The following is a 1,562-nucleotide window of genomic DNA, read 5'->3' as shown; positions in this document are numbered from 1 at the left end:
GACCTCGGCGTCGCGCGGGGCGCGCAGCGCCGTGTGCAGCACGGCCCGGTCCTCGGTGGTGTTGATGCGCTCGCCGCGGAACATCGCGTCCCGCAGCCCGAACACGCCGGTGGCGGTGGCCAGCTCCTGGAGCAGGGCGAGCGTCTCGTCCGTGACCAGGTGCTTGGAGTAGTCGATCCGCAGGTCGCCGACGCGCACCACGTACCGCTCGGCCCGCTCGGGGTCCTGCGCGAACAGCTCGCGCAGCTGCGCGTGCAGCATGCGGCCCGCGCGGTGGTCCTCCAGCTCCGCCCACTCGGGGCGGCGGGTGAGCCTGGGGGTCTCAGGCACGGCTCTTCTTCCTTTCGGCGCCGTCGCCGGCCAGGGCGACGGCGTACATCTCGTCCGCGTCGAGGCGGCGCAGTTCCTCGGCGATCAGTTCGGAGGTGGAGCGGACCTTCAGCGCCAGGGTCCGGGAGGGCTGGCCGGGCAGCGACAGCGTGGCCAGCGGGCCCTCGGGGCGGTCGATGCGGATCTCGCCCTTCTCGGTGCCGAGGCTCACCGCCGTGACGACGGGGCCGCCGGTCACCACGCGCTCGACCGGGACACCGAGGCGCGCGTGCAGCCAGCGCGCGAGCAGCTCGGCGCTCGGGTTCTCCGCCTCGCTCTCGACGGTCGCCGAGGTGATGTCGGTACGGGCCTGGTCGAGGGCGGCGGCCAGCATGGAGCGCCACGGGGTGAGCCGGGTCCAGGCCAGGTCGGTGTCGCCCGGCGCGTAGGAGGCGGCGCGCTGCTCCAGGGCGTCGAGCGGGTGCTCGACGGCGTACATGTCGGTGATGCGGCGCTGCGCGAGCGCGCCCAGCGGGTCCTTGAAGGGCCGCTCGGGGGCGTCCACCGGCCACCACACCACGACCGGCGCGTCGGGGAGCAGCAGCGGCAGCACGACCGAGTCGGCGTGGTCGGACACCTCGCCGTACAGCCGCAGCACCACCGTCTCGCCGGTGCCCGCGTCCGAGCCCACCCGCACCTCGGCGTCGAGCCGGGACTTCGTGCGGTCGCGGGAGGTGCGCGAGACGCGCCGGATCACGACCAGGGTGCGCGAGGGGTGCTCGTGCGAGGCCTCCTCGGCCGCCCGGATCGCGTCGTAGGCGTTCTCCTCGTCCGTCACGATGACCATGGTCAGGACCATGCCGACGGCCGGGGTGCCGATCGCCCGGCGGCCCTGCACCAGAGCCTTGTTGATCTTGCTTGCGTTGGTGTCGGTCAGATCGATCTTCATGGCCTGCGCCAGCTCCGTCCGTCTCGTGCGAGCATCTCGTCGGCTTCGACGGGACCCCAGGTGCCCGCCGGGTACTGCGCCGGCTTGCCGTGCTCGTCCCAGTACTCCTCGATCGGGTCGAGGATCTTCCAGGACTCTTCCACTTCCTGGTGGCGCGGGAACAGGTTCGCGTCGCCGAGCAGGACGTCCAGGATGAGGCGCTCGTATGCCTCGGGGCTGGACTCGGTGAAGGACTCGCCGTAGGCGAAGTCCATCGACACGTCCCGGATCTCCATCGAGGTGCCGGGCACCTTGGAGCCGAAGC

General features: G+C 72.4%; 2 protein-coding genes and 1 pseudogene. All 3 read right to left on the bottom strand.

All coding sequences use genetic code 11. From position 1 onward, the window contains the following. Positions 1-330 (bottom strand): phosphoglucose isomerase-related protein (locus IE271_RS40870; RefSeq protein ID WP_506005301.1); only part of this gene is annotated, 330 nt, incomplete at its 3' end. Beyond that, the gene (opcA, locus tag IE271_RS40865) at positions 323-1,258 is read right to left on the bottom strand and encodes a glucose-6-phosphate dehydrogenase assembly protein OpcA (protein ID WP_190195473.1); all 936 of its coding nucleotides are present in this window, start codon (positions 1,256-1,258) and stop codon (positions 323-325) included. The genes IE271_RS40870 and opcA, both read right to left, overlap by 8 nt. Continuing rightward, a pseudogene (locus IE271_RS40860) lies at positions 1,255-1,562 on the bottom strand (glucose-6-phosphate dehydrogenase); the annotation flags it as partial. The pseudogene IE271_RS40860 and the gene opcA, both read right to left, overlap by 4 nt.

The sequence above is a fragment of the Streptomyces minutiscleroticus genome (assembly GCF_014650875.1).
GTDB lineage: Bacteria > Actinomycetota > Actinomycetes > Streptomycetales > Streptomycetaceae > Streptomyces > Streptomyces minutiscleroticus.
The sequence above is the reverse complement of the archived record's forward strand: the minus strand, read 5'-3'. Positions and strand labels throughout refer to the sequence as shown.

Bases quoted from the DNA above. Each gene is read 5' to 3' on its own strand.
- opcA (WP_190195473.1), bottom strand. From the start codon at position 1,258: ATGAAGATCGATCTGACCGACACCAACGCAAGCAAGATCAACAAGGCT.